The organism is Kluyvera sp. 1366, from assembly GCF_054823405.1.
In genome coordinates, this window is the sequence record NZ_JBTRDW010000032.1 from 1 (window position 1) to 1,448 (window position 1,448).

1 protein-coding gene is annotated in these 1,448 nt (G+C 55.3%); it reads left to right on the forward strand.

The window, feature by feature from the left end; genetic code table 11:
• The first annotated feature begins 53 nt into the window (after positions 1-53).
• Positions 54-1,417 (forward strand): IS3 family transposase gene (locus ACVLVH_RS24155; protein WP_498950473.1). Its coding sequence is split into 2 segments (ribosomal slippage): positions 54-549 and positions 549-1,417, totalling 1,365 coding nucleotides; the frame shifts between segments, so codons are not numbered across the junction.
• The last annotated feature ends 31 nt before the right edge of the window (positions 1,418-1,448 follow it).

Sequence of the window (1,448 nt, forward strand, 5' to 3'; positions counted from 1 at the left end):
ATGAACTGCACCCCAAATGTTGGACCATAATCTGACATTGAAGGTGCAGGTCTATGGCGACAAAATATCCCGTCGAATTCAAACTCTCGGCCATTCACTATTTTCTTAGCGGCCATGCCGGTATTGATGGAACGGCTAAGCACTTCAGCATTGCCCCTACTAACCTGCGCCGCTGGGTTGCACGCTATCAGCATCACGGTGAGCAGGCTTTGCTTCCCCGCGGGCACCGGAGTTATTCTTCCGACTTCAGAGTTCAGGTGGCGCACTACGCTCTGGCTCATCCCGGGGAGTCATACGCCGCGGTTGCGGCGCGTTTTAATCTCACCTCATACAAAACGGTTGAATCCTGGGCCCGTCAGTACAGCCTTAAAGGCCACTACGCTTTCCCGCCCGAAAACAGCACGCGGAGTATACGAATGTCAGACAAAGCAAAATCACCAAAACCTGCCGGATCAATGACGGAGAAAGAGCTGCTTAAGGAGCTCGAATACCTTCGCGCCGAAAACGACTATCTGAAGGTTATGCAGGAGATTATCCTGGAAAAAAAGCGCCGGGAGCGGGAGAAAAAGCCGCTGCAGTGACGCGGTTGCGCACGCGGCATCGCCTGCCGGTGCTGCTGAGCGTATCGCGGCTGCCGAAAAGCACTTTTTTTTATCAGCTTGCCCGCCAGCAGGCGGCGGATAAGTACGCAGAGGTGAAGGCGCTCATCGTCAGGCTGTCGGAGGAGCATCGTAGTCTTTACGGCTACCGGCGCATGGGCTGCCTGCTCAGGCAGCACGGCTGGACGCTGAGCGGGAAAACCGTGCTGAAGCTGATGTCGGCGCTGGGCCTGCAGTCGCCGGTAAGAAAGAAGAGATACCGGTCCTGTCGCGGGCCCGAAGGGCGAACAGCCGGCAACGTGCTGCAGCGCAACTTCCGGGCACAGGCACCGAACGAGAAGTGGGTAACGGACGTAACGGAGTTCAGCGTTGCGGGTGAAAAATGCTACCTGTCCCCGATTCTGGACCTGTATAACGGCGAAATCGTGGGCTGGGAAACGGCGCGTAAGCCGCTGATGCCGATGATAAACAATATGCTGAGCAGTGCCTTACGGCATCTGACGGGCGAGCAGCGTCCGCTTCTTCACAGCGATCAGGGCTGGCAGTATCAGATGCCGGAGTATAGGCAGCGCCTGGCGGAAAACGGGATAAAACAGAGCATGTCGCGCAGAGGAAACTGCCTGGACAACGCGGTGATGGAAAACTTCTTCGGTCATCTGAAGTCGGAAATGTTTTACCTGAAGAAATACCGTGATGTAGAGGAGCTGGAGAAGGATATCGGAGACTATATCCACTTCTGGAATACTAAGCGGATAAAAATGGGGTTGGGTGGGCTGAGTCCGGTAGCGTACAGGACTCAGCATTACGCAGCGCTTTAACTAAACGGTCCAGGTTATGGGGTTCAGTTCA